This is a genomic window from Arthrobacter globiformis NBRC 12137, from assembly GCF_000238915.1.
In the GTDB taxonomy this organism is placed as follows: Bacteria; Actinomycetota; Actinomycetes; order Actinomycetales; family Micrococcaceae; genus Arthrobacter; species Arthrobacter globiformis.
The window spans coordinates 1-5,495 of sequence record NZ_BAEG01000072.1; the positions used below are offsets into that span (position 1 = coordinate 1).

General features: G+C 55.9%; 3 rRNA genes. All 3 read left to right on the forward strand.

From position 1 onward, the window contains the following. The first annotated feature begins 36 nt into the window (after positions 1-36). Positions 37-1,562: ribosomal RNA gene (locus tag ARGLB_RS12515) — 16S ribosomal RNA — on the forward strand. Between the two features lie 532 nt (positions 1,563-2,094). After that, positions 2,095-5,222 (forward strand): 23S ribosomal RNA (locus tag ARGLB_RS12520). Between the two features lie 154 nt (positions 5,223-5,376). Continuing rightward, positions 5,377-5,493 (forward strand): 5S ribosomal RNA (gene rrf / locus ARGLB_RS12525). Together the 16S, 23S and 5S rRNA genes form the textbook arrangement of a ribosomal RNA operon. Positions 5,494-5,495 lie beyond the last annotated feature (2 nt).

Sequence of the window (5,495 nt, forward strand, 5' to 3'; positions counted from 1 at the left end):
GTTATTTCCGGGGGTGTTGGTTGTGTCTGTTTGTTTTCAACGGAGAGTTTGATCCTGGCTCAGGATGAACGCTGGCGGCGTGCTTAACACATGCAAGTCGAACGATGATCCGGTGCTTGCACCGGGGATTAGTGGCGAACGGGTGAGTAACACGTGAGTAACCTGCCCTTGACTCTGGGATAAGCCTGGGAAACTGGGTCTAATACCGGATATGACTCCTCATCGCATGGTGGGGGGTGGAAAGCTTTTGTGGTTTTGGATGGACTCGCGGCCTATCAGCTTGTTGGTGAGGTAATGGCTCACCAAGGCGACGACGGGTAGCCGGCCTGAGAGGGTGACCGGCCACACTGGGACTGAGACACGGCCCAGACTCCTACGGGAGGCAGCAGTGGGGAATATTGCACAATGGGCGAAAGCCTGATGCAGCGACGCCGCGTGAGGGATGACGGCCTTCGGGTTGTAAACCTCTTTCAGTAGGGAAGAAGCGAAAGTGACGGTACCTGCAGAAGAAGCGCCGGCTAACTACGTGCCAGCAGCCGCGGTAATACGTAGGGCGCAAGCGTTATCCGGAATTATTGGGCGTAAAGAGCTCGTAGGCGGTTTGTCGCGTCTGCCGTGAAAGTCCGGGGCTCAACTCCGGATCTGCGGTGGGTACGGGCAGACTAGAGTGATGTAGGGGAGACTGGAATTCCTGGTGTAGCGGTGAAATGCGCAGATATCAGGAGGAACACCGATGGCGAAGGCAGGTCTCTGGGCATTAACTGACGCTGAGGAGCGAAAGCATGGGGAGCGAACAGGATTAGATACCCTGGTAGTCCATGCCGTAAACGTTGGGCACTAGGTGTGGGGGACATTCCACGTTTTCCGCGCCGTAGCTAACGCATTAAGTGCCCCGCCTGGGGAGTACGGCCGCAAGGCTAAAACTCAAAGGAATTGACGGGGGCCCGCACAAGCGGCGGAGCATGCGGATTAATTCGATGCAACGCGAAGAACCTTACCAAGGCTTGACATGGACCGGACCGCCGCAGAAATGTGGTTTCTCCTTTTGGGGCCGGTTCACAGGTGGTGCATGGTTGTCGTCAGCTCGTGTCGTGAGATGTTGGGTTAAGTCCCGCAACGAGCGCAACCCTCGTTCCATGTTGCCAGCGCGTAATGGCGGGGACTCATGGGAGACTGCCGGGGTCAACTCGGAGGAAGGTGGGGACGACGTCAAATCATCATGCCCCTTATGTCTTGGGCTTCACGCATGCTACAATGGCCGGTACAAAGGGTTGCGATACTGTGAGGTGGAGCTAATCCCAAAAAGCCGGTCTCAGTTCGGATTGGGGTCTGCAACTCGACCCCATGAAGTCGGAGTCGCTAGTAATCGCAGATCAGCAACGCTGCGGTGAATACGTTCCCGGGCCTTGTACACACCGCCCGTCAAGTCACGAAAGTTGGTAACACCCGAAGCCGGTGGCCTAACCCCTTGTGGGAGGGAGCCGTCGAAGGTGGGACTGGCGATTGGGACTAAGTCGTAACAAGGTAGCCGTACCGGAAGGTGCGGCTGGATCACCTCCTTTCTAAGGAGCACCTACAGTCTCTGCGGCCCGTGTAGGCGGGTGTGGAGGGGTTGTCAGGAGTAAAGGCCCGTTGCGCAGACGTTTGTTCTGCGGCGGGTGCTCATGGGTGGAATATCAACGGATAGCGGCCGCGTGTTTGTCGCTCGTGTTTAGTACGGATGGGTTCCCTGTGGGGGGTTTGTCCTGGAACGGTGCGGGTGGGGGATGCGTGGTTTAGTGTTTGGCACACTGTTGGGTCCTGAGGCAACAGGGCCGGGAGGGTTTTGCTTCCCGGGGCTTGTTTGTTTCTGGTTTCCTGGCTGCACCGGTCATGCGCGTTGGCCCCTTTTGGGGGGTTGTGTGTGGGGTGTGTGGTACGGGGTTGTTGTTTGAGAACTACATAGTGGACGCGAGCATCTTTTATAAGAAGCAATTTCCAAGAATATGAACCTGGATCTGGCTGCGCGTGATGACGGCTCCCTTTTTTGGGGGGTGGTTGTTGGGTGTGGTTGGTTTTCATGGTTCTCTCGAAAATTACTGATTGATCTTTTGTGGTCAAGTTTTTAAGAGCACACGGTGGATGCCTTGGCATTAGGAGCCGAAGAAGGACGTAGGAATCTGCGATAAGCCTGGGGGAGTCGATAACCGGACTGTGATCCCAGGGTGTCCGAATGGGGAAACCCCGCCAGACGCGCGAGTGATCTGGTGACCCGCATCTGAACACATAGGGTGCGTGGAGGGAACGCGGGGAAGTGAAACATCTCAGTACCCGCAGGAAGAGAAAACAACAGTGATTCCGTTAGTAGTGGCGAGCGAACGCGGATCAGGCTAAACCGACCCATGTGTGATAGCCGGCGGGCGTTGCATGGGCGGGGTTGTGGGACTTGTTGTCCTGGTTCTGCCGGACCGGGGAGGTGTGAGTGCTGGTATAGGTGAACGGTCTTGAAAGGCCGGCCGTAGAGGGTGTGAGCCCCGTAACCGTAATGCTGTGTACCGCCTTTGATGAGTATCCCAAGTAGCACGGGGCCCGAGAAATCCCGTGTGAATCTGTCAGGACCACCTGATAAGCCTAAATACTCCCTAATGACCGATAGCGGACCAGTACCGTGAGGGAAAGGTGAAAAGTACCCCGGGAGGGGAGTGAAACAGTACCTGAAACCGTGTGCTTACAATCCGTCGGAGCAGCCATAGTAGTTGTGACGGCGTGCCTTTTGAAGAATGAGCCTGCGAGTTAGTGTTACGTCGCGAGGTTAACCCGTGTGGGGAAGCCGTAGCGAAAGCGAGTCTGAACAGGGCGTTGCAGTGGCGTGATCTAGACCCGAAGCGAAGTGATCTACCCATGGCCAGGTTGAAGCGACGGTAAGACGTCGTGGAGGACCGAACCCACTTCAGTTGAAAATGGAGGGGATGAGCTGTGGGTAGGGGTGAAAGGCCAATCAAACTTCGTGATAGCTGGTTCTCCCCGAAATGCATTTAGGTGCAGCGTTGCGTGTTTCTTACCGGAGGTAGAGCTACTGGATGGCTAATGGGCCCTACAAGGTTACTGACGTCAGCCAAACTCCGAATGCCGGTAAGTGAGAGCGCAGCAGTGAGACTGTGGGGGATAAGCTTCATAGTCGAGAGGGAAACAGCCCAGACCACCAACTAAGGCCCCTAAGCGTGTGCTAAGTGGGAAAGGATGTGGAGTTGCGAAGACAACCAGGAGGTTGGCTTAGAAGCAGCCATCCTTAAAAGAGTGCGTAATAGCTCACTGGTCAAGTGATTCCGCGCCGACAATGTAGCGGGGCTCAAGTACACCGCCGAAGTTGTGGCATTCACATATTTTCCAAGCCTTTGTGGTTCAGGAGTGTGGATGGGTAGGGGAGCGTCGTGTGGGCGGTGAAGTCGCGGTGTAAACCAGCGGTGGAGCCTACACGAGTGAGAATGCAGGCATGAGTAGCGAAAGACGGGTGAGAAACCCGTCCGCCGGATGATCAAGGGTTCCAGGGTCAAGCTAATCTGCCCTGGGTAAGTCGGGACCTAAGGCGAGGCCGACAGGCGTAGTCGATGGACAACGGGTTGATATTCCCGTACCGGCGAAAAACCGCCCATGTTGAACAGGGGATACTAACCGCCCGAGACCTGCCTGACACCCCTTGTGGGTGAAGGGTTTTGGTGGAGCGCGGGACCTGATCCTGGGAGGCAAGCGTATTAACAGGTGTGACGCAGGAAGGTAGCCGAGCCGGGCGATGGTTGTCCCGGTCCAAGGATGTAGGGCGAACGGTAGGCAAATCCGCTGTTCATGTGCCTGAGATCTGACGGGACTCCCGTAAAGGGGGGATTCGGTGATCCTATGCTGCCTAGAAAAGCATCGGCGCGAGGTTTTAGCCGCCCGTACCCCAAACCGACACAGGTGATCAGGTAGAGAATACTAAGGCGATCGAGAGAATTATGGTTAAGGAACTCGGCAAAATGCCCCCGTAACTTCGGGAGAAGGGGGGCCCCAACCTTGAACGGACCGTGCGTCCGGGAGGGGATCGGGGCCGCAGAGACCAGGGGGAAGCGACTGTTTACTAAAAACACAGGTCCGTGCGAAGTCGCAAGACGATGTATACGGACTGACTCCTGCCCGGTGCTGGAAGGTTAAGAGGACCGGTTAGCCTCACGGCGAAGCTGAGAATTTAAGCCCCAGTAAACGGCGGTGGTAACTATAACCATCCTAAGGTAGCGAAATTCCTTGTCGGGTAAGTTCCGACCTGCACGAATGGAGTAACGACTTCCCCGCTGTCTCAACCATAAACTCGGCGAAATTGCAGTACGAGTAAAGATGCTCGTTACGCGCAGCAGGACGGAAAGACCCCGAGACCTTTACTATAGTTTGGTATTGGTGTTCGGAGTGGCTTGTGTAGGATAGGTGGGAGACGTTGAAGCCCGGACGCCAGTTCGGGTGGAGTCATCGTTGAAATACCACTCTGGTCACTTTGGACATCTAACTTCGGCCCGTAATCCGGGTCAGGGACAGTGCCTGATGGGTAGTTTAACTGGGGCGGTTGCCTCCTAAAAAGTAACGGAGGCGCCCAAAGGTTCCCTCAGCCTGGTTGGCAATCAGGTGTCGAGTGTAAGTGCACAAGGGAGCTTGACTGTGAGAGAGACATCTCGAGCAGGGACGAAAGTCGGGACTAGTGATCCGGCGGTACATTGTGGAATGGCCGTCGCTCAACGGATAAAAGGTACCTCGGGGATAACAGGCTGATCTTGCCCAAGAGTCCATATCGACGGCATGGTTTGGCACCTCGATGTCGGCTCGTCGCATCCTGGGGCTGGAGTAGGTCCCAAGGGTTGGGCTGTTCGCCCATTAAAGCGGTACGCGAGCTGGGTTTAGAACGTCGTGAGACAGTTCGGTCCCTATCCGCTGCGCGCGCAGGAAATTTGAGAAGGGCTGTCCTTAGTACGAGAGGACCGGGACGGACGAACCTCTGGTGTGTCAGTTGTACTGCCAAGTGCACCGCTGATTAGCTACGTTCGGATGGGATAACCGCTGAAAGCATCTAAGCGGGAAGCTCGCTTCGAGATGAGATTTCCATACACCCTCGGGTGTGAGAGGCCCCCAGCCAGACCACTGGGTTGATAGGCCGGATGTGGAAGCGAGGACTAACGACTCGTGAAGCTGACCGGTACTAATAGGCCGATAACTTACACCACACAAGAACAAAGCATGCTTGCGTCCACTATGTGGTTCCCAACCAACAAACCCGTTGGAACAGGAACCAAAATAAACTGAATAACAACACCACAGTTGTTGTAACCACAAGATTTCCCCCGCACACCCGCACGGGTGTGTGACGGGACACAGGGTTACGGCGGTCATAGCGTGGGGGAAACGCCCGGTCCCATTCCGAACCCGGAAGCTAAGACCCACAGCGCCGATGGTACTGCACCCGGGAGGGTGTGGGAGAGTAGGTCACCGCCGGACAA